The sequence below is a fragment of the Spirosoma koreense genome (assembly GCF_054777875.1).
The window spans coordinates 236006-255884 of record NZ_BAAHAC010000005.1 but is presented as its reverse complement, the minus strand read 5'-3'; the positions used below and the strand labels follow the sequence as shown (position 1 = coordinate 255884).

The following is a 19879-nucleotide window of genomic DNA, read 5'->3' as shown; positions in this document are numbered from 1 at the left end:
GTTTAGGGTTAAAACCGGGTTTCAGTGCAGCATGATGGATTCCTGATGCGCAAATGACAGCGAAAACAGGCAGCCATCTTCCATAGTAAAGCTTTTTTTTCCCTTCAGCTTCTGCGTAACCATATCGATCAGTTTCATACCGAATGAGTTTCGTTGGCCAGCCGGGGTAAAACCAGGACCGTTGTCGGCAAACCACAGGGTAATCTGGCCACTTTGCTCCCGGCAACCAATTTCCAGCGTCGGGTCCGGCCGCGCGGGCAAAGCGTATTTACAGGCGTTGGTAACCAGTTCATTCAGCAGCAGCCCCACATCGATGGCGGCATCGGCATGAAGCCAGATCGGCGAGAGCACGTACGTGGGCTGAACATGGCCAAAATTAAAACTCCGCAGTACCCCGCCGACCAGTTCCGGAATATACTGGGCCAGGTTGATTTCGGCCAGCCGGTCACCATCGTATAAGCGCTGATGGACGATAGCCATCGCTTCCACCCGCAGCAAGCTTTCCTCTACGGCCTGCCGGGCCGCCGAATCCGTCAGCCGGTTGTATTGCATGCCCAGCAGGCTGGTGATGGATTGAAGGTTGTTTTTCACCCGGTGGTTTTGCTCGCGTACCAGTTTGGCATTGTGCCCGCTGATCCGCCGGTATTTTCGAAACAGCCAGTACAGCACCAGACAGGTTATGCCGGCCACCCCCAGCAGGATTTCGATCACCTGGTTCAGTCGCTCCTGGGTTCTCAAACTCTGCTGACGAAGTGCCAGTTGCTGCTGCTGGGCTTTTAGTTTAGCGGCATTTTTCTCGCTTTCGTAGCGCATACCCGCCTGGGCAATGGCGCCCTCGCGGTCGGCATTCAGGGCCGAGATGCGGGCCGAAAAATATTTCTCCTGATGTTCGAAGGCCTGCTTCCACTGGCCGGTCTGCCGATAGTAGGTGGCGTAGGTAGCTTCGATCCGACTATTCTGGAGGTAGTCGCCATAGCGGGCCGTATCCCGCACGTAGGTAGCCGCATCGAGCCATTTCTTGGCCAGCGTCGGTTGACGGAGGCCGAGGTAACAATCCGCCAGTTGCTGCGACAGGTTGATAACCCCATACAACTGTTTTTCCCGAATATCGATGGCATAGGCTTTTTTCAGATACGGAATGGCCTGATGAATATCCCGGTGCGCCAGCGCCCGGCCCAGACAGGCGTAGATGTTGGCTATATCGTAGGGCTTGTTCAGAGCGAGCGCCAACCGTTCGGCCTGGTGAAAGTAATAGAGCGAACTGTCCAGCGAAACGGGCGGTGCCGACCCCGGCTTTTCGCGATTCATCTTCCAGCCCAGTTCATAGACTCCAGCCAGCAGATTATAGGCACTCATCAGTCCATGTGCAGAGTGAATCGACCGAAAAGTAGCCATCGCTGTGCGCGTATGGCGCAGGGCGTCGACGTACTGTTTCTGTTCGATCGCATTTTCGGCCATCCGGAGATACGTCTTGCCGATGCCTTCCGATAGCCCCAGTGGCTCCCGGATGCGCAGCGACCGGATAAACCAGGACTGGGCCGTTACGTAGTCGCCCAGAGCACTGTAACGCTTGCCCATCAGGTAACTGGTCTCGGCCACTTCCAGCGAATCGCCGGAAGCCATAGCGGCCCGGTATTCCTGCTTTGTGTTGGCCAGCTTTTCGTACAGGAACTTACCGATCGGAGGTGCTTGCGCAACCATCACAACCGATTGCAGAAGGCTGGAAACAAAGATTATCGCCTGCAACAACCGTTTGCTCTCTAGTTTTCGAATGCCAGTAGAACGCATACTCAACAGATACGAACAGGCTAGTAGGTTAAAGTAAAAGGTCGGACAGATGTAATACTACAATAAAAAAGGCTATTTCTGCGTAGACCGCTGCTGAACTCGTCGCTATCCACGGCATCGGCCCAACGGGCTTCGTTCGAAAAAAGGCGGCTTTCGTAGGGAATTTTACGGGATTGGAACATTTCCCGAATCGAGCTATTTAAATAATTGCTTTTTTGCGGCAACAATTAAACGATTGACTGCACCTTCCTATTGATCCGGTAACATATTTTATTTACTGAAGCAATAGCAGAATTTTCTTCTACCACATCTACCTTTCTTCTCGGATGCCACAACAAAACGTTGTGGCATTTTTTGTTGCAAAGCGATTCTACGGATCCCCTACCAACCAGACGGCCACAAGAGGGGCTCCTGCTGGCTGACCAGAAGCCAACTTTCCGTACTTTAGCCCTGATACAACCTCATTCATGAAACGTACTATGCGAAAACTTGCCTTACTTCTGCTGATCGCCAGCACTGGCGCGTCGGCTCAGTCACTCTCCAAACCCGAATCCAGCCTTATGGCGTCGGTGAAAAAACACCTGCCCGAAACCGAAGCCTTCCTGGAAAAAGTTGTCAACATCAACAGCGGAACGCTCAATAAAGAAGGGGTTCGCACGGTCGGTAAACTGATGTCGGACGAGTTCGACAAACTGGGCTTCAAAACTGAGTGGGTCACCCTGCCCGACTCACTCAACCGGGCGGGGCATCTGGTGGCTACCCGACAGGGTAAAAAAGGAAAAAAGCTGTTTCTGATCGGTCACCTGGATACCGTCTTCGAAAAAAGTTTACCGATGGAACCCTTCAGGCGTATCAACGATACTACCGCGTCGGGGCAGGGCGTGAACGACATGAAAGGGGGCGACGTGGTAATTATTGCGGCCCTGAAGGCCTTGCACGAACAGAAACTGCTCGACGACACATCGATTACGGTGTACTTTACGGGCGATGAAGAAAGCTCGGGAGGCCCCGAGAGCCGACGGGATTTTATCGATCGCGCCCGGCAGTGTGATCTGGCGCTGGGCTTCGAAAGCGCCCAGGGCCTGAGCAGCGTAACGACCGGTCGGCGGGGATCGAGTGGCTGGACATTGAACGTGAAAGCCCGTACAGGACATTCTTCGCGCATCTTCAGCGACCTGGGCTACGGGGCCATTTACGAAGCAGTCCGGATTCTGAACGCCTTCCGGCAAACGCTCGGCCAGGAACAGTACCTGACGTTCAATCCCGGCCTGATCGTGGGCGGCTCCGAAGTGCATTACGATGAGAAAACCGCCAAAGCCGAAACCGTCGGGAAAACCAATATTGTGGCCGGCACGGCGCTGGTCAAAGGCGATCTACGGTTTCTAACCGAAAGCCAGAAAGATAAGGCCCGCGTCCGGATGCGGGAAATTGTCGAAAAAAGCCTGCCGCTGACGCAGGCAACGATTTCGTTTACGGACGGTATTCCGGGCATGGAGCCGACAGCCGCTAACGATGCGCTTCGCCAACAAATCGACAAAATTAGTCGCGATATGGGCCTGGGTCCCGTAAGTGCTTTCGATCCGGGTGCCCGCGGAGCCGGCGACATTTCTTTCGTGGCGCAGTACATGCCTTGTGTGGATGGGCTGGGTGCCTCGGGAAAAGGGGCGCACAGCATCGAAGAGACCATGAACCTCCGCGAATTTCCGTTTCTCATCCAACGGGCGGCTCTGCTGATTTACCGCCTGACGCGATAGGGTCGTTTGATTAAACACAGAGCCCCAGCTTATTTTTTGTTTTTCAGGCTGTTTTGCCAGATTGGAACGTAGTCGTAGGTCGGGTAAAACTCGGTCGTATAAGCCCCCCAGGCACCGTTTTCGATGCTGAGATTCAGCGTGCGTAAGTGCTTAGCCGGAATCCGAACAGTTACGACCTGCCCGATGCCCATCATGACATACCACGAAACGACCCGGGCTTCTTTAGGCGGAAACATGTCCGGAAACTTATTCTGGGTCTGAATTTCCTGAATCTGTTTGAGGCTTTTATCCTGTTGATGCTTCAGAAAAATCGTGACCATCACACTGTCGCCCGTGGTCAGGGCCGTGCTGGCCTGCTGAGCCAGGCACACCCGCCAGCCGAAGCAGAGGGTCAATAGCAATAGGATACGTTTCATCTGTTTGCGATCCGTCGATGTTGACATTTGCTGTAAAAGTATCGTTTGTCAGGGGCTTCCCCGTACCGGTGCCGAAGCATCCCGAACGCCGTACTACCCACGATATTTATTTGCGCGCAATAGCGATAATCACCGCTCCCACGGCCATGAGCGCAGCGCCGACGATGACCTGCCAGTTTACCTTTTCTTTCAGGAAGACGATGGCAAAAATAATGGAGAAGACCAGACTCGCTTTGTCGAGCGAAGCCGTCCGGGAAGCTTCACCCAGTTTCAGCGCCCGGAACGAGAAAAGCGACGACAGACAAGTGACAATGCCCGCCACGATGAGGTAAATCCACACCTTCCGGTCGATCCGGCCGACCTCCGGCAGATGCCCCTGGCCGATGACAACGCCCCAGGACACAAACAGGATCATGACGGACTGAATCGCAAAGGCCAGACTGGAATCGACGTTTTTGATACCGACTTTCGACAGGGTAACCACGATGGCGGCCGACAGTGCAGCCAGAAGCGAGAAGACGATCCACATGGACGAATACGGGAAGACGAGTTTGCCTATAACCACCTGTCGATGCCGAAAGTTATCGGAGTTTTGCCCATCCAGGCTTTTCGACCATTGGACGCTTTGTATGTAGGGCCGTTATACCGTATTTTACCGACTGGTAAGTCATTTATATGCTCTCCGTCCGGCCTATGCGCACGACATTTCTCGCCTTTTTCAGCTTCTTCAGCGTGCTAACTGCCACTGCGCAGTCGACACCGGCTACGCCCTCCGACATGATTCATCGGGTCGAAACCCACCTGATGCCGATTCTGATCGTCGAAGGTGATTCGGCCACGCAGTTTTCGATTCAGGACCGCATGAAGCACTACAAGGTGCCAGGAGTTAGCATTGCCGTGATCCGAAACGGAAAACTGGACTGGGCCAAAGGCTATGGATTGGCCGATGAAGAAGCGAAGCGCCCCGTCGATGCCAACACGATGTTTCAGGCCGCTTCCATCAGCAAACCGGTTGCCGCTTTTGCGGCTCTGCACTGGGTCGAAGCCGGAAAGTTAGCCCTCGACGCGAACATCAACACATACCTGAAAGACTGGCAGGTGCCCGACAATGCCTTCACTACTACCGAGAAAGTAACCCTGCGTCGGCTAATGACCCACACGGCGGGTCTGACGGTTCACGGGTTCGGTGGGTATGCCAAAGGAAAGTCGGTACCGACGCTGGTTCAGATTCTGAAAGGCGAAAATCCGGCTAATTCGCGCGCTATTTTGCCCGACACGGTCCCCGGCACGATCGATCGCTATTCCGGCGGAGGCTATACAGTCATGCAGAAAGCGATGATCGATCAGGTCGGGAAACCTTTCCCGCAGCTCATGCAGGAAACGGTTTTGTCGAAACTGGGCATGGACCACAGCACGTTCGAACAACCTCTACCTGCCAAATTCGATGCGCTGGCAGCTACGGCTTATCATGCCGATGGGCAACCGATAGCCGGCCTGTGGCATACCTACCCGGAAATGGCCGCGGCCGGACTCTGGACAACCCCATCGGACCTGGCCCGCTACATCATCGAAGTGCAGCAATCGCTCCAGGGTAAATCGAATAAAGTGATTTCCAAACAGATGACGCAACAGATGCTGACCGGGCATCTGGGCGGAATGGGGTTGGGCCCTGCCCTACGCAAGACCGGCGACTCGCTGATATTCAGCCATACCGGTGGAAACGAAGGCTTCCGTTGCGTGTTTATGGCGCACGCCCGGCGGGGCGATGGTGTCGTCATTATGACGAACTCCGACAATGGTATGGAAGTGGCGCAGGAACTACTCAACAGCGTTTCGGCGGTATATAACTGGGATTTCAGCCAGCCCAAACGACTGAAAAAAGTTGCGATGGACAGCACGCAGGCGAGACCGATGCTGGGACGATACCGACGTGACCGATATATCTTCGACGTCACCCTCACCGACGGTAAGCTCTCCGCTCACTCCCGTTGGGATAACCAGACGAAAGAGCTGATCCGGGATACGAAGACCCGGTATATGATGCGCGACGGCCAGCAGGCCGAGTTTATTTATGAGGGCGATAATAAAGTGACTGGTGTAAAGCTGTTCAACGGGGTGTTGTTCAAAAAACTCCATTGATAATCAGAATCGGGAGCCGTGTTACGGTTTCGAAACCGTAACACGGCTCCCGATCAATTACTGGCCCGGCCCTTTCAGGTATTTATCCAGAAACTCGCGCACGGCTTTATAGGCAGTGATTTCGTTTTCTTTCTTCACGAACCCGTGCCCCTCGTCGGGAAAGGTCACGTATTCGACCGGTACGCCGTTTTTCTTCACATTCGCGACAATCTCATCCGACTCGATTTTCAGTACCCGTGGGTCATTGGCTCCCTGAATTACCAGCAGCGGTTTCTTGATCCGGCTGGTGTGGAACAACGGCGACTTATTGTAGAGCGCCACCGAGTCTGTTTTGGGATGACCGATCTCTTTAAACATGGCTTCGCGCTGGGGTCCCCACCATTCGGGCATGCTGTTGAGCGTACGGAGCCAGTTGGCCACGCCAAAAATATCGACACCGACGGCAAAATCGTCAGGAGTAAAGGCCAGACCCGCCAGCGTCATGTAGCCCCCGTAGGAACCACCCATTATCCCGATCCTGGCAGGGTCTACGTAGCCCGTACTGGCCAGGAATTTCTTCGACTCAACGCAGTCTTTCAGGTCGGCGTCGCCATGCTTGCGGTCATCGGCCGCATAGAACGTTTTCCCGTATCCCGAGCTACCGCGGTTATTGACGGCCAGTACCACATACCCGTTGTTGACCAGATACTGCACCAGTGGCGAATACGTCAGGCGGGTCTGGCCGCCGGGGCCACCGTGAATCGATAGAATGGCCGGGAGTTTGTCGCCAGCTTTGGCGTCTTTGGGTTTATACAGCAGTGCCGGAATGTCCATGCCGTCGAACGATTTGAAGCGGATCACTTCGCCCGAAACCAGATCGTCTGGGTTAATTTCAGGGTTCAGTCCGCGCACCAGCGGGGCTACTTTCCCGGATTTGAAATCGTAGGAATACAGCGTGGCGGGCGAGTTGGAGCTATTGACGTAGAAGGTCATTCGGCCTTCGCTGTCGGTGATGTTCACCCCCGTTACGTCGCCACCGGGCAGGGCAGGTAGCTTGATAGGCTGGTTGGTGCGGGTGTCGATGATTTTCAGTTCGGTGCGCGCATCGTTGTTGATCGACAGCACCCGGTAGCGGCCTTTGTACGACGGATAGTCCGCCGAGATATCCCAGTTGGCCTTATCGAGTACGGTGCTTTGGCCCGTTGCCAGATCATACGCTTTCACATAGGCATATTCGCCCCCTTCGTCGGTCGAGATGAGTAGTTTTTTCCCATCGGGTGTAAAACTGGCGGGTCGGTTACTGACTTCCCCTTCGTGCTTTGTCAGCAGTTTGGGCTCGGCTGTTTTTGTATCGAACAGATACACATCGCCGTTGGTCGTGCTGATGGTTTTGGCGAGCGCGATATAGCGTTTATCCGGGGAAATATTGCCCGGAAAAAAGCCGCCCGGATTTTCGAAAATAAGCCGGGGCTTCATAGTCGCCAGGTCCATTTCATATACATCGAAAGCCGCCTTATTACGCTGGTTCGACTGGTAGAAAAAGCTTTTGCGGTCATGGCTTAGTCCGGCAAACTGAAACTTCGCTTTTTCGGAGGGCGTCAGGTCCGACACGGCCCCGTCTCTTTCACGCAGGTAGATATGGCTCAATTCGTTGCCACCCTGATCGCTGCTGTAGAGGATGCGCCCGTCGGGCAGGTAACCCTCGACAAAAATGGCATTCGTTTTCGAGTGGGTTATCTGTTTGGGTTGCCCCGAACCGTCGAACGGAATTTCGTAGAGGTTGAATACCCCATCCTGATTACTGCTGAACAGCACGGTCTTTTCATCGGGCGAAATGTCGGAACCGCCAAAGCGAATGGTTTTCATGAACTGCTCGATGGTGTATTTAGGCACCGCAACAGGTTTAGGCACGGGCGTTGCCAGCGCCCCCAGACTCATTGAAATACCCAGCAGCAGGGTTGGCTGGAAGAAAAATCGTTTCATGGATAACCGGTTTTTAGTGAGAATGTAAGGGATGGCCAACCGGGTGTCGACAGTTGGCATGAACAAAATAGGTATTTTAGATTTACACCGAGCCAGACGGAACAAAGTTTTGCCAATGAATTGAGCGAAAGGTAATTACGCCCTCGCCTGTTCCTGAGTATGGGGTACGTTTCAAACCCGTTTACCAGGCTCGGTCGTACGCAACCGTATGGCCCGATCTATCGTACAGTCCACATGCCGCGTGTTTTCTCAACCGGTAAGAAAATACGAAATATGCTCCAGCATTTGCCACCTTCTGATCGCTGTTTTATGCGCACCTCTACGAAGAAAATTACCCAGCCAGACAAGCAGGCTATTTCCTACAAACCCGCTTTGGCAAACTGGTGCCAGGCCGTTATGGATTTTGCGAGTCTGAATGATAAAATTGAGGTTCTGCTTAGGCAGTCTGACTGTCTGCCCATGCAATCTCCGAAGCGAAAAACCGAATTGCTGCGCCTGAAAAGCGACTTAGCCCGCATCCTGGCCGGCCTGATTCATCAGTTACAGTCCGATATCGACTGCATAGGTCCGGCCAGCCTCAGAGAACACAGCCAGCTGTTGAACCAGGAATTTCGGAAACTGGAAGCTCAGGTAACGAAATTAGCGAGTGAACTCCCCGCCTGTTAGTCTGGTTCAGAGGCCGTGTATGACAACCTCTTCTTTACCAATCCTACAAATGAAGACAGGTCTAAAAAGCCAAAGATTACGAAATTGTTAACTCTTCCATTGCACTAGTCACGACTGCTTAATACGGCTTACTTTTGCTGAACCGTAACTAGTTTCTCCTTCGTGAACCGTTTTCGATTCGCCCTCTCTCTGACTGCTTTTCTCGCCGTTTTCAGCTTTACCCGTACGCTGGCCCAAACCTCGCTGACCCCCGCCACGCCCTGGGGGACCTGGCTGATCGGTACCCTTCAACTGCCGGGTGGAGAAAAAAAATGGGGTGGTTTCGCCGAAATCCAGGCCCGTAGCAACGGCATGTTCCGCCAGTATTTTTACAATGAACTGAAAGGCGGGATCAGCTACGACATCGACCGTAACTTTTCGCTAACCGTGGCCGGTGGGCACTACGCCACCTACGACTATCAGGCCCTCTCCGACGGTCCGCTCAACACCGAAAAGCGCCTGTGGGAGCAGGTGATCGTGAACCAGTACCTGTCGCGGATCAAGTTCGAGCACCGTTACCGGGTAGAACAGCGCTGGTTTACCTACCGTGATGGAACGCATCCGTACCGGAACCGGATTCGCTATCGGTTGAATACCTTCGTACCAATCAACAACCGAACCATCACGGATAAAACCTTTTTTCTGTCGGTCTACGACGAAATCTTTCTGAACCCGGTCGGCCCTACGTTCGAGCGCAACCGCTTTTATGCGGGTGCAGGTTATCAGCTCAATCCGCAGTGGATTTTGCAGGTGGGCGTCGTCAACCAGACCAATTACAACCCGGCTACGTTCGAAAGCGGTGTGTTTACGCCCCAGCAGGCTTCGGGCAAAAACAACGTGGTAATTGGGCTGACGTACCGGATCAAACGGCGGAACGCCGGTTCGCAGGAAAAACTCCCCTCCCAGCCCGACTAAGCGTTTGTGAGCGGGGTATGAACATGTTCCGGACGCGGACCGATGCCGATCAGGTAAGCGGGCAACCGACGAAACGCGGGCAGGTGTTTGAAGAGCCAGAGCATAAACGGCGGGATGTTCTGAGGTTTATCGACCGATGCGTTGATGAGCCGCCGGTGTACGAAAATCTGGCCCGCCTGAATCAGCCGAACCGGCCAAAGGCGTCGGCGCTGGATACGCGCGAGGGCTGCCACCGGTGCAGGGCCTTTCTGCAGGAATTTCGCCAGTTCATTCGCCGTCGCTACGGCATCCTGCACGGCGAGGTTGACGCCCACTCCCCCAGCCGGCGACATGGCGTGGGCTGCGTCGCCGATACACAACACCCCCGGCCGGAACCATTGTCGCAGCCGATCGATTTTCACCGTCAGCAGGCTAATCTGATCCCAGGAAGTCAACTCGTTCACGTAATCGCCGACGAAAGGAGCCAGGCTCTGGATATCGGCCTGTAGTGCAGCCAGCCCTCGTTTTTTGACGGCTTCGTACTGCCCCTTCGGGATTAGGAAACCACACTGAAAATAGTCCTGTCGGTCGATGAGTACCATAAACTTACCGGCTTTGAGGTATCCCAGCGACTGTTCGCCGATAGTGGGATCTTTCGGGATGCGCATCCAGAGAACGTCGATCGGTACGCCAAAATCCTGCACGGCCAGCCCAGCTTTTTCCCGGACGATGGAGTGGCGACCGTCGGTCCCGACGACCAGATCGGCCTGGATAAGCAGTTCGCCCGATGGGGTCTTCGCCCGTACGCCCGCAATCCGCCCGTCTTCCTCGATCAGGTCGGTAGCTTCCGTTTGCAGGCGCAGACGAAAGGTCGGAAACTGGCTTCCTTTTTCAACCAGGAAATTCAGGAAATCCCACTGCGGCATGAATGCAATGAACTTGCAATGGGTGGGCAGGTGCGAAAAATCGGCAACGGGTACGGTTTCTCCGTTTGTGGTGATCTGCACCGACTTCAGCTCCTGGTGTGGCAATTGCAGAAAATCATCCAGCAACCCCAGCTCCACCAGCAGTTCCAGCGTCGATGGATGAATGGTATCGCCCCGAAAATCACGCAGAAAATCTTTGTGTTTTTCCAGGATTACGACATCGACGCCTGCCCGGGCCAGCAGAAAGCCCAGCATCATACCAGCCGGGCCTCCGCCAACGATACAGCAGCGCGTTTCAATCCGTTCCTGATGTTGAGTCGCTTGCATGGTTAGCTAAAAATTACCGGTTGATTTAGCTAACCACGCCGGGAGATGGATGTTTCACCAGCAGGAAATAAAAACTGTAGTCGGTCATAGGTGCATCGGTCAGCCCAACATTCCGGCCAACAGTCACTAACTGGCCGCGGTGGTAGGTGCTGTGGTTCAGACAATGCTGAATGAATTCGATCCGGGTGCGCGTGCCCGATATCCAGGGCGTATCGAAGTGAACCACTTCCTGCAGAGCGGCTTCGGAAAGTGCCCGCACGTAGGTCGCCAGTGCTTCCGACTGGGCTACAAGTTCAGAAAAAACCTCCTCGACCGAACCCGCAAAGCCCGTCAGCCGAAATGAAGGGGGTGCCGGCACCTGCTGGATAACCGACAACCAGAACCGTTCGCAATCCCAGATGTGCACCAGCGTTTCTTTCAGACTCGGGAAACTCGACGGCACATACTGCTCCAGCAGCGCCACGGGTTTTTCCCGCAACCAGCTAACCAGCTGGCTATTCGCCCAATGATTGTAAGCAGCGAAGTCGCTCAGCAAAGACGATACGGTAAACGAGGTGGTTTCGGCGGTTTCGACCAGCATAGTTGTGTTGTTTTGACTACACAAAGTAACGAGCCATCAGTGACAGCCTTATGTCAGCAGGGTACGCCGGAAAACCTATTTACCGGCAGAATTTACCGTATCAGAAAGACAGAATCTATTTTTGGTTGTTACTTTCACAAACACAGTCTGTACAGTATGTCTTTTTATTCAGCTCAACCCGAAGATCTCTTTTTTGACGCGGCCCGCCGGGGCGACGTGGCTTATCTGAAACAGCAGATCGACAGTGGCATAAACGTAAATATCCAGAATGGCAAAGGCTTTACGCCCCTGATCATAGCTGCTTACGACGGTCAGCAGGAAGCTACGCGGGTGCTGCTGGACGCCGGGGCCAATGTCGATGTGCAGGATGTGAGCGGCAATACGGCCCTGATGGGCGTGTGCTTCAAAGGGTATGGAGAAATAGCCGAACTGTTGATCGAAAACGGCGCGAGTCTAAACCTGCAAAATGGAAACGGCGGTACCGCACTCATGTTTGCTACGCTGTTTGGCCGGAATAAGCTGGTGAAAATTATGCTCGACCACCAGGCCGATCACTCGATTCGGGACGGCAGAGGGCTTACTGCCCTTGACCTGGCCTACCAACAGGGCAACGAAGAAGCCATCCGGCTTTTTAATGAGATAAGCCAATAAGGGAATAAAAGCCGCTACCAGACAGTAAGTTTCTTTGGAATTACGGTGTCTGGTAGCGGCTATAGGACGGTCACAGCAACCCTGTTCCGTCTAGTTGGCAGTGAAACCAATGACTACTTTCCTCCCGGTCGGGTCGGCCGCACTTCGATTTTGCTGGGAAGCGTCCGGGCAGGCATGTTGATCAGGTCGACGATGAGCTGACCGATGTCTTCGGGCTGAATTTTCCAGGCATCTTTCTCGCTGGGCTGGTGATCGTTGAAATACGACGCTACGGACCCCGGCATAATAGTGGTCACTTTGATGCCTTCGTTGCGCAGGTCAAGCATTACGGCCTGGGTAAAGCCCACCAACCCAAACTTGCTGGCGTTGTAGGCCGCGCCTTTTTCGAAGAAATTCGTACCCGCCAGACTCGCAATGGTGATAAAATACCCTTCCGATTTCTTCAGCGCGTCGAGCGTCGATTTGGCGGTGTAAAATACGCCGGTCAGGTTGATGTCGATGGTTTCGTTCCACTGCTCGGGCGTCAGTTCCTGAATCGACGCGAAGTGGCCTACGCCCGCGTTGGCAATGACGTAGTCGAGTTGCCCCCACTTGTCCAGAACAGCGTCGACGACCCGCTGCTGCGATGCCAGGTCACGCACATCAGCCCCAATGCCGAGCGCGTACCCCGGCTTGAGTTCGTTCAGCTTAGTCGCGGCCAACTCGGCAGCCACCGACGAGCGGCTGGTTATCGCTACTTTGATATCGTTCTTAATGAGGACTTCGGCAATGCCGTAGCCAATGCCTTTCGAACCGCCCGTAATGAGCGCTGTTTTGACGGAATCTGCCATGTGTGTAGTGAACTAAAAAGGTGATCACTTTCGCCGATAACCCCGGAACAGACCGAAAGGTTTTTACGGATCCGGCAAGGAGTTGATACCAAGCTGATTAAGAAAACACGTATCGTGCCCGTATTTGCGGTATCACTTTCCTGGATCAGTAAAAAGCCGGTCCCGTCAACTTAACAAGTTAAGCCGTAGCCTATATTGCGCACAATATATTCTGCGACTTCAACCCACTAAGGCTGTTTTGCCAGCTCTACTATGCGCGTTTTCTTCGTCCTGCTTGCTCTGAGTAGTTTGCTTTCGAGTGCCATTTGCGCTCAACCGCTTAAACTTTGGTACAAACAACCCGCCCGAAACTGGAATGAAGCCCTGCCCGTAGGCAATGGTCGGCTGGGGGTAATGGTCTTCGGCCGGGTAGATGAAGAGCTGCTACAGCTAAACGAGAGTACCCTCTGGTCGGGTGGCCCCGCCAACCTGAACCCAAACCCCGATGCGCCAACCTACCTGCCTCAGATCCGGAAAGCGCTGGTCGAGGAAAATTATGAGCTGGCCACTTCGCTCACCCAGAAGATGCAGGGGCTTTACACCGAGTCGTATGAGCCGCTGGGTGATTTACGGATCCAGCAGTCGATCAGCGGAAACCCCACCAATTATTACCGGGATCTGAATATTGCGGATGCTTCGGCTACCACGCGCTTTACCATCGACGGGGTAACCTATACCCGGCAGATCTTCGTGTCGGCACCCGATCAGGTCATCGTCATTCGGCTAACGGCCGACAAACCCGGCAAGCTCAGTTTTACGGCCGCTACCCGCAGCCAGCTTCATTACCGAAACGCGGTAATCAGCAACCGGGAAATCGCCCTGACCGGTAAAGCGCCTGCTCATACCGACCCCAATTATTTCAATGAAAATAAGCAGCCGGTAGTCTACGAAGACCCGGATCAGTGCCGGGGTATGCGATTTGCTCTGCGGGTGCGCCTGCTCAGTGGCGACGGAACGGCGGTGGCCGACACGGCGGGTCTGCACATTAGCCAGGCTACGAACGTAGTGCTGCTGCTTTCGGCCGCGACCAGCTTCAACGGATTCGACAAATGCCCGGACAAAGACGGCAAAAATGAGATTAAACTGGTTGAGAACTACCTCCGGAAGGCGGCCGGCAAAACGTACGACGCGCTGAAGCAGGCACACATTGCCGATTACCAGTCGTTTTTTAACCGGGTCTCGCTTCGGCTGAACGCCAACAAAGAGGTAGCTGCCCCAACCGACGAACGACTGATCCAGTACCGAAACGGAGCCAGCGATCCGGCGCTGGAGAGTCTGTATTATCAGTTTGGGCGGTATCTGCTCATTTCCTGTTCGCGGCCGGGTGGTACGCCCGCCAACTTGCAGGGCATCTGGAATCCACACGTGCGGCCACCCTGGAGCAGTAATTTCACGATCAACATCAACACCCAGATGAATTACTGGCCCGCCGAGGTGAGCAACCTGTCGGAGCTGCACCGACCATTGTTTGAACTGATTCGCGACGTTGCTAAAACAGGCCAGGAAACCGCCCGGAATTTCTACGGAGCCAGCGGCTGGACCGCCAATCACAACACAGACATCTGGGCGGTTTCTAACCCGGTGGGAAATATGGGCAAGGGTAGTCCGTTGTGGGCCAACTGGCCCATGGCCGGTGCCTGGCTCTGTCAGCATTTGTACGAACACTACCGCTTTACGGGCGACCGGACGTTTCTGCGCGACACGGCTTACCCGCTCATGAAAGGGGCGGCTCAGTTCTGCTCCGATTGGCTGATACTTGATCAGAACGGTTATCTGGTAACGGCACCGTCGACCACGCCGGAAAATGTGTTTTTGACGCCCGACGGTAAAAAAGGAGAAGTGTCGGTGGCAACCACAATGGATATCAGCATCATCCGCGATCTGTTCACGAACGTTATCGAAGCCTCGACAGCCCTGAATACCGATGCCGATTTCCGCCAGTTGCTGACCGAAAAGCGGAGCAAATTATACCCTTTCAAAATCGGCAGGAATGGCAATCTGCAGGAATGGTATAAGGATTTCGACGACACCGACCCGCAGCATCGGCACGTGTCTCACCTGTTTGCGTTGCACCCCGGTCGCCAGATTTCTCCGCTCACGACGCCTGAACTAGCGGCAGCGGCTCGTAAAACCCTCGACATTCGGGGCGACGGGGGCACGGGCTGGAGCAAAGCTTGGAAAATCAATTTCTGGGCGCGGCTGAACGACGGCAATCATGCCTACAAACTCCTGCGTGAGTTGCTGAAAGTTACCGGCATCGAAGGCACCGACTACGCCAACGCAGGCGGCACGTATCCCAATCTGTTCTGTGCTCACCCGCCGTTCCAGATCGACGGGAACTTCGGGGGCATTGCGGGTATGAGCGAGATGCTGGTGCAGAGCCACCTGAATGACATTTACCTGCTTGCCGCCCTGCCTGATTCATGGCGCGATGGACAGGTACGGGGGCTACACGCCCGGGGCGGTTTTGACATCGTTTCGATGGACTGGCAGAACGGCAAAATAAGCAAAGTAGTGATCCGCTCTTCGCTGGGTGGCAACTGCCGCATCCGGGTTCCCAACGCGCTGAAAGCCTCGGATGGCGCAGTGCTGAAACCCGCCAGCGGTGTCAATCCAAATCCGATTTTCGGCGGTGAACTACCGAAGGAATCTGGACAATTAAAAACGCAGGTGTATGATTTTCAGACCCAGCCCAACCGAACCTACACGCTGGTTATGAATCGGTAGATGTAAGACATCTTGATAAATGGAATTTATGACAACGGTTCACTATGTACTAAATAAATGAATGACATAAATCCGATTAATAACTGTTGGCTTTACGAACTTACTGCTGAAGTGTACTTATCGCATTTCAGCAGTGTTTTTTTGATTCAATTCTTCGATAATTTCAACTACTTTTTCGAATGATATTTTATCTACATCCATATCTGGATAGTTAGTTTGCGCAATTTTAGTAAGCTTTTCTTTAGTCAATAAATTACCGGTGTTGCCGTCTTCTTTTGCGTACATGCCAATTTCAAGAATAGAAGTATCGACAAGAAGTATCTTTTTCTTAGCCCCATTTCTGTCAATCCAGTTTTTCCCCCATTTATAAGTACCAGCAATCATAGCGCCCATTAAGCCTCCGCCGTATAGGTTCCCGCCATTCTTTACAAGTTTCCGCGAATTCGAATCGATAAAAATGGCGCAGTATTTACCTATAATATCAAACTTAGCATAGGTCCCCCATTGGTTCAAATCATGGGAATAGCCTAAATTGAAGTATTTGTTACCAGAATACTCAATTGCCCAGTAAGAGTGCCATTTCTTGATTTTTTTCTTATCAGCATCTACTAGTTTCTTTATTTGGATGTAATTATCTGCTTCATCTTTAACAAGTGCAGTTGCATCAATATTACTTTTTTTATCCTCCAATAAATCTATTGAAGATTGGTATAAACTAACTTTTATTTCTTTGAACTGAGCTAGCCCATTTAAGTTAATAAACAATATAAAACTCAATAGTAACAGAAAAAAGTACCTGTTTTTCATTGTGGTGGTTACGGCTTAAAAATTTCTCAATTCAATGCAAACTTGTCTGGTTCTACCTTATTATGCAAATAAAAAATAAATGATGTAGTTCGGGCCGCACAATTAGTTGCGGAGATACCAAGTAACCAGAGGTTTTTCAACTTTGCTTATACTTACCATTAACCTCAGACAGCGATGTTATTTAACGACATAAAAAAGCGAATTGACGAGCGGGCAGTCAATTAAATCCGCGAACTTGACGAAGCTATCGAGATGGTTCCCAGGAATCTGCATAGTCATCCATCTGCTTCTAACAAACTGATGCGGGAAGGCCTACGATAGCGAAAAAAGAAGCAAACCGACTCTGGTTATTGCCGCATGACACCGGCGGGGCGCATACCAACAGGATCACTTGGATTCATTTGCCAGTCTAAGCAGATAATGGGTTAGGAGCCTCTCTCAGGATCTCAACCATCCGCTTGCCGGCTCGTTCGGAAGCGCCCGGCTCGCCCATTTTTTCCTGCACATCAGCATAACCGGCCAACAGTTTGTCGCGGCCTGACCCGTTTGGTAAAATAGCCTTCAACGCTGTTGTAATCCGGTCAGAAGTCAGGTCATTCTGAATCAGCTCTTTGACGACTTCATAGCCCGCAATCAGGTTTACGAGCGAAATGAACGGCACGGCGATGAGGTGTTTGGCAATCGCATAGGTAACTCCCGTGGTTTTGTAACAGACCACCTGCGGTACGTTCAGCAGGGCTGTTTCGAGCGTAGCCGTACCCGAGGTTACCAAAGCCGCCACTGAACAGGTCAGCAGATCGTAGGCGGCATCGCTGACCCGTAAAATATCCGGGTAGGCAGCCAGAAACTGGTCGTATAAATCAGCAGGCAAGTTACTGACCGTACCGACCACAAACTGGTAGTCTGGAAACTGGCGCGTCGTAGCCAGCATAGCGGGCAACACGGAGGTGATTTCCTGCCGTCGACTGCCGGGTAAAAGCGCAATGATCGGCCGATTCGCTCCACCAAGCGTTGACCGAAAGGCCGGGTCCGGACGGAAATCGGCGAGCGCATCGAGAAGCGGGTTTCCGACATACTCGACCTTGTAATCGTACTGCGCAAAGAATTCGGTTTCGAAAGGCAGGATTGTAAACAGCCGATCGACGCTGGCTTTGATCTTCAGCGCCCGACGCTGGTTCCAGGCCCAGACTTTGGGAGAGATGTAATAAAATACCCGGATACCGTGCTGTTTGGCAAACCGGGCCATGCGCAGGTTGAAACCCGCATAGTCGATCAGAATCAGAACATCCGGACGATTGGCCAGCAGATCGGCCTGGCATTCGCGCATGATCCGGCGGATGGTCCCCAGATTTTTAGCTACCTCCCAGAAACCCATAAAGGCCATGTCGCGGTAATGCCGCACGATAGCTGCACCAGCGGCTTCCATCTGTTCGCCCCCGTAAGCCCGGCAGGTTGCCTCCGGATCATGCTGTCGAATAGCCCGGATCAGGTTTGCCCCATGAAGATCGCCGGATCGTTCGCCGGCAATAAGATAATAAGTCATGCAAGTATGATATAAGATGTATAAAGTATGATATGGAGTGCGGCCGTCTAGGTTACACATCTTATATCATACAGTATACCTCATACATCTTAGGCTTATTCACCAAAATAATCGACAAAGTTTTTGGGCGTCTCGTAGAGCCGAAGCTGGTGGAGATGGGCCTCCGTGACGGGTTCGAGCGCGCGTTCGAGAATCTTCCAGATTTCCATGATGAAGATTTCGCAACTGGCCATTTTTCCCTGCATGAAATCCACGTCGAGGTTCAGGTTCTTGTGATCCACTTTCTCGATAACCTCGCGCCGGATGATGTCGCCCAGAACCTTCAGGTCGATCACAAACCCGGTGTTCGGGTCGGGTTCGCCCTTGACCGTTACGATCAGTTCGAAATTATGGCCGTGCCAGTTGATGTTGGCACAGGGCCCGAAAACTTCTTTGTTGCGCTCTTCGGACCAGGCTGGATTGTAGAGCCGGTGAGCCGCGTTGAAATGCTCAATTCGATTGATGTATACCATTTTTCTGGTTTAGATGGGGCGGTTGCCAGAAACGCCGATTTTAAAACGTAGCCGCAAAGGTAAGCACTCTTCAGGCGGGATAAAAATACGGTCAATTGATAACTGATTTACGATTTACAGGCACACGCCATCTAAATAAAATACAATTTAATCACAAAAAACGCTATTCAATTGTCCAATATAAAAACCGTATCTTTACAGCCAATTTATCGTTATCGTCACTGATCCTTATCCAATTATCGCTTCTCAAACCTTTACAGCTACCTCTTTATGATTATAGTTACGGGAGCCGCCGGCTTTATCGGCAGTTGTTTGATCAGCAAACTGAATCAGGAAAATTTCAATTTCATCATTGCCGTTGATGATTTTTCTTATCCTGAAAAAGAAGCTAATCTGGCTGGTAAGCGGATCCAGGAACGAGTGGATCGGGAAGCGTTTTTCGACTGGCTCGACCAGAACTATCAGGAGGTTGAATTTATTTTTCACATCGGCGCCCGGACCGATACCACGGAGTTCGATCGCCAGATTTTTGAACACCTCAACGTCGAGTATTCCAAGCAGATCTGGAACCGATGCATCGAGTACCAGATTCCGCTGGTCTACGCTTCGTCGGCAGCCACCTACGGCATGGGCGAGCTGGGTTACGACGATAACGAATCGCTCATCCCACAATTAAAACCACTCAATCCTTACGGCGATTCCAAGAACGAGTTCGATATCTGGGCGCTGGAGCAGGAACGCAAACCGTTCTTCTGGGCCGGACTGAAGTTCTTCAACGTTTACGGCCCCAACGAATACCACAAAGGCCGGATGGCCTCGGTTATTTTCCACGCTTTCAACCAGATTCAGCGGTCGGGGCATATGAAGCTGTTTCGGTCGCACAACCCCAACTTCGCCGACGGTGAGCAAATGCGCGACTTTGTGTACGTGAAAGACGTTATCGAGGTATGCTCCTTTCTGATGCACCACCGGCGCAACTCCGGTATTTATAACCTGGGCAGCGGCAAAGCCCGCACCTTCCTCGATCTGGCGAAAAACACGTTCTACGCCCTCGGCCTCGACCCTCAGATTGAGTTTATGGATACTCCCGCCGATATCCGCGACAAATACCAGTACTTCACCCAGGCCAACATGTCGAAGCTTCGGTCTATTGGCTACGATCGACCGTTCTGCTCGCTCGAAGAAGGCATCGCCGATTACGTAAAGAATTACCTCAGCCAGGGACAGTACCTCTAATCGACTTCCGGCTTCTTTTCGAAATTATATTGGGACGATCGCT

The 19879-nt window shown here is 52.8% G+C and carries 17 protein-coding genes; 7 read left to right on the top strand and 10 right to left on the bottom strand.

What is annotated here, in order from left to right:
* Positions 1-21: 21 nt before the first annotated feature.
* The gene (locus tag ACYVC2_RS06875; RefSeq protein WP_461101565.1) at positions 22-1788 is read right to left on the bottom strand and encodes a sensor histidine kinase; all 1767 of its coding nucleotides are present in this window, start codon (positions 1786-1788) and stop codon (positions 22-24) included.
* 479 nt (positions 1789-2267) lie between these two features.
* Between ACYVC2_RS06875 and ACYVC2_RS06870 the strand changes: the two genes are divergently transcribed.
* The gene (locus ACYVC2_RS06870; RefSeq protein ID WP_461102304.1) at positions 2268-3542 is read left to right on the top strand and encodes a M20/M25/M40 family metallo-hydrolase; all 1275 of its coding nucleotides are present in this window, start codon (positions 2268-2270) and stop codon (positions 3540-3542) included.
* Positions 3543-3571: 29 nt separating this feature from the next.
* Here ACYVC2_RS06870 and ACYVC2_RS06865 read toward each other — a convergent pair whose 3' ends face one another.
* On the bottom strand, positions 3572-3958 hold the full coding sequence (locus ACYVC2_RS06865) for a hypothetical protein (RefSeq protein ID WP_461101564.1): 387 nt from the start codon (positions 3956-3958) through the stop codon (positions 3572-3574).
* 106 nt (positions 3959-4064) lie between these two features.
* Complete coding sequence (locus ACYVC2_RS06860; RefSeq protein WP_461101563.1) at positions 4065-4487, bottom strand: EamA family transporter; 423 nt, start codon at positions 4485-4487, stop codon at positions 4065-4067.
* Between the two features lie 164 nt (positions 4488-4651).
* Here ACYVC2_RS06860 and ACYVC2_RS06855 point away from each other — a divergent pair, with 164 nt between their 5' ends.
* A complete protein-coding gene (locus ACYVC2_RS06855) occupies positions 4652-6097 on the top strand; it encodes a serine hydrolase domain-containing protein (protein WP_461101562.1) in 1446 nt (481 codons plus the stop codon).
* A 57-nt stretch (positions 6098-6154) separates the two neighbouring features.
* Here ACYVC2_RS06855 and ACYVC2_RS06850 read toward each other — a convergent pair whose 3' ends face one another.
* Positions 6155-8059 carry a S9 family peptidase gene (locus tag ACYVC2_RS06850; RefSeq protein ID WP_461101561.1) on the bottom strand — a complete coding sequence of 635 codons (1905 nt, stop codon included), beginning with the start codon at positions 8057-8059 and terminating at the stop codon, positions 6155-6157.
* A 309-nt stretch (positions 8060-8368) separates the two neighbouring features.
* Here ACYVC2_RS06850 and ACYVC2_RS06845 point away from each other — a divergent pair, with 309 nt between their 5' ends.
* Positions 8369-8725 (top strand): hypothetical protein, encoded by a 357-nt coding sequence (locus ACYVC2_RS06845; RefSeq protein ID WP_461101560.1) that lies wholly within the window; start codon positions 8369-8371, stop codon positions 8723-8725.
* A 162-nt stretch (positions 8726-8887) separates the two neighbouring features.
* On the top strand, positions 8888-9679 hold the full coding sequence (locus tag ACYVC2_RS06840) for a DUF2490 domain-containing protein (protein WP_461101559.1): 792 nt from the start codon (positions 8888-8890) through the stop codon (positions 9677-9679).
* Here the strand turns inward: ACYVC2_RS06840 and ACYVC2_RS06835 are convergent.
* Together ACYVC2_RS06835 and ACYVC2_RS06830 are read right to left on the bottom strand one after the other, a co-directional pair.
* Positions 9676-10911 carry an FAD-dependent oxidoreductase gene (locus ACYVC2_RS06835; protein ID WP_461101558.1) on the bottom strand — a complete coding sequence of 412 codons (1236 nt, stop codon included), beginning with the start codon at positions 10909-10911 and terminating at the stop codon, positions 9676-9678. The genes ACYVC2_RS06840 and ACYVC2_RS06835 overlap by 4 nt on opposite strands.
* Before the next feature lie 25 nt (positions 10912-10936).
* Complete coding sequence (locus tag ACYVC2_RS06830; protein ID WP_461101557.1) at positions 10937-11491, bottom strand: DinB family protein; 555 nt, start codon at positions 11489-11491, stop codon at positions 10937-10939.
* Positions 11492-11647: 156 nt separating this feature from the next.
* Here ACYVC2_RS06830 and ACYVC2_RS06825 point away from each other — a divergent pair, with 156 nt between their 5' ends.
* Positions 11648-12142, top strand: coding sequence for an ankyrin repeat domain-containing protein (locus ACYVC2_RS06825; RefSeq protein ID WP_461101556.1), 495 nt, complete (start codon positions 11648-11650; stop codon positions 12140-12142).
* Positions 12143-12255: 113 nt separating this feature from the next.
* On the opposite strand, the gene ACYVC2_RS06820 is transcribed toward ACYVC2_RS06825, so the two are convergent.
* Entirely contained in the window at positions 12256-12972 is a 717-nt protein-coding gene (locus ACYVC2_RS06820) for an SDR family oxidoreductase (protein ID WP_461101555.1), read from the bottom strand.
* 252 nt (positions 12973-13224) lie between these two features.
* On the opposite strand from ACYVC2_RS06820, the gene ACYVC2_RS06815 reads away from it, so the two are divergent.
* The gene (locus tag ACYVC2_RS06815) at positions 13225-15738 is read left to right on the top strand and encodes a glycoside hydrolase family 95 protein (protein WP_461101554.1); all 2514 of its coding nucleotides are present in this window, start codon (positions 13225-13227) and stop codon (positions 15736-15738) included.
* A 117-nt stretch (positions 15739-15855) separates the two neighbouring features.
* Here the strand turns inward: ACYVC2_RS06815 and ACYVC2_RS06810 are convergent, their stop codons facing one another.
* The 3 genes from ACYVC2_RS06810 to ACYVC2_RS06800 form a co-directional block, all read right to left on the bottom strand.
* Entirely contained in the window at positions 15856-16545 is a 690-nt protein-coding gene (locus ACYVC2_RS06810; protein WP_461101553.1) for a hypothetical protein, read from the bottom strand.
* Positions 16546-16954: 409 nt separating this feature from the next.
* Entirely contained in the window at positions 16955-18088 is a 1134-nt protein-coding gene (gene lpxB, locus ACYVC2_RS06805; protein ID WP_461101552.1) for a lipid-A-disaccharide synthase, read from the bottom strand.
* Between the two features lie 95 nt (positions 18089-18183).
* On the bottom strand, positions 18184-18600 hold the full coding sequence (locus ACYVC2_RS06800; protein WP_461101551.1) for a 6-pyruvoyl trahydropterin synthase family protein: 417 nt from the start codon (positions 18598-18600) through the stop codon (positions 18184-18186).
* 270 nt (positions 18601-18870) lie between these two features.
* Between ACYVC2_RS06800 and rfaD the strand changes: the two genes are divergently transcribed.
* On the top strand, positions 18871-19836 hold the full coding sequence (rfaD, locus tag ACYVC2_RS06795) for an ADP-glyceromanno-heptose 6-epimerase (RefSeq protein WP_461101550.1): 966 nt from the start codon (positions 18871-18873) through the stop codon (positions 19834-19836).
* The last annotated feature ends 43 nt before the right edge of the window (positions 19837-19879 follow it).

Coding starts and splice junctions, on each gene's coding strand:
- ACYVC2_RS06865 (WP_461101564.1), bottom strand. CDS start 3,958: ATGAAACGTATCCTATTGCTATTGACCCTCTGCTTCGGCTGGCGGGTG.
- ACYVC2_RS06850 (WP_461101561.1), bottom strand. CDS start 8,059: ATGAAACGATTTTTCTTCCAGCCAACCCTGCTGCTGGGTATTTCAATG.
- ACYVC2_RS06845 (WP_461101560.1), top strand. CDS start 8,369: ATGCGCACCTCTACGAAGAAAATTACCCAGCCAGACAAGCAGGCTATT.
- ACYVC2_RS06815 (WP_461101554.1), top strand. CDS start 13,225: ATGCGCGTTTTCTTCGTCCTGCTTGCTCTGAGTAGTTTGCTTTCGAGT.
- lpxB (WP_461101552.1), bottom strand. CDS start 18,088: ATGACTTATTATCTTATTGCCGGCGAACGATCCGGCGATCTTCATGGG.
- ACYVC2_RS06825 (WP_461101556.1), top strand. CDS start 11,648: ATGTCTTTTTATTCAGCTCAACCCGAAGATCTCTTTTTTGACGCGGCC.
- ACYVC2_RS06810 (WP_461101553.1), bottom strand. CDS start 16,545: ATGAAAAACAGGTACTTTTTTCTGTTACTATTGAGTTTTATATTGTTT.
- ACYVC2_RS06875 (WP_461101565.1), bottom strand. CDS start 1,788: ATGCGTTCTACTGGCATTCGAAAACTAGAGAGCAAACGGTTGTTGCAG.
- ACYVC2_RS06835 (WP_461101558.1), bottom strand. CDS start 10,911: ATGCAAGCGACTCAACATCAGGAACGGATTGAAACGCGCTGCTGTATC.
- ACYVC2_RS06870 (WP_461102304.1), top strand. CDS start 2,268: ATGCGAAAACTTGCCTTACTTCTGCTGATCGCCAGCACTGGCGCGTCG.
- rfaD (WP_461101550.1), top strand. CDS start 18,871: ATGATTATAGTTACGGGAGCCGCCGGCTTTATCGGCAGTTGTTTGATC.
- ACYVC2_RS06820 (WP_461101555.1), bottom strand. CDS start 12,972: ATGGCAGATTCCGTCAAAACAGCGCTCATTACGGGCGGTTCGAAAGGC.
- ACYVC2_RS06800 (WP_461101551.1), bottom strand. CDS start 18,600: ATGGTATACATCAATCGAATTGAGCATTTCAACGCGGCTCACCGGCTC.
- ACYVC2_RS06830 (WP_461101557.1), bottom strand. CDS start 11,491: ATGCTGGTCGAAACCGCCGAAACCACCTCGTTTACCGTATCGTCTTTG.
- ACYVC2_RS06855 (WP_461101562.1), top strand. CDS start 4,652: ATGCGCACGACATTTCTCGCCTTTTTCAGCTTCTTCAGCGTGCTAACT.
- ACYVC2_RS06860 (WP_461101563.1), bottom strand. CDS start 4,487: ATGTGGATCGTCTTCTCGCTTCTGGCTGCACTGTCGGCCGCCATCGTG.